This is a genomic window from Psychrobacter sp. W2-37-MNA-CIBAN-0211, from assembly GCF_040309405.1.
Lineage (GTDB): Bacteria > Pseudomonadota > Gammaproteobacteria > Pseudomonadales > Moraxellaceae > Psychrobacter > Psychrobacter glaciei.
In genome coordinates, this window is sequence record NZ_JBEOOU010000041.1 from 1 (window position 1) to 543 (window position 543).

Annotated in this window: 1 protein-coding gene; it reads left to right on the forward strand. The window is 39.4% G+C overall.

The genetic code is table 11. From position 1 onward, the window contains the following. Positions 1–150: 150 nt before the first annotated feature. Positions 151–543, forward strand: a 393-nt coding sequence (locus tag AAEY72_RS14185) for an IS110 family transposase (RefSeq protein WP_352311141.1), incomplete at its 3' end; no start/stop codon positions are given.

Here is a 543-nt window from a genome sequence, read left to right on the forward strand (position 1 = left end):
GTATGAGTATAACCTTAGTGCCTAGACACTGTGTAAGAGATTATGCCCAATGCTCATCCTATCATCTTAATATTCTGAATGGTATCCAAGTGCCTAGACATCTTATCAGATGCCATGAGTGACACTGCATAAACAAGGGAAGACAATAAGATGACACATTATATAGGCATAGACGTTAGTAAAAATAAGCTAGATATTGCATGGCTCAAAGACACTGACAAACTAAAATTCAAAACTAAAGTCTTTAAAAATGATCACAGTGACTATGCTGCTCTTATCAACTGGCTAATTGCTAACATTACTGATGACTTAAACAACATCCACATAACCCTTGAAGCTACAGGCGTCTATCACGAGAACATCGCCTACTACCTATTTGATAAAAAGCTTAACGTTAGCATCATCAATCCTGCTTACGTCAAAAGCTATGCTGCTAGTTTAGGAAGTCGCAACAAGACGGATAAGAAAGATAGTATGTTATTAGCCCGCTACACCTATAGTGCTAAGCCTAAATTGTGGACACCGCCGCCAGCAGAGGCGCGT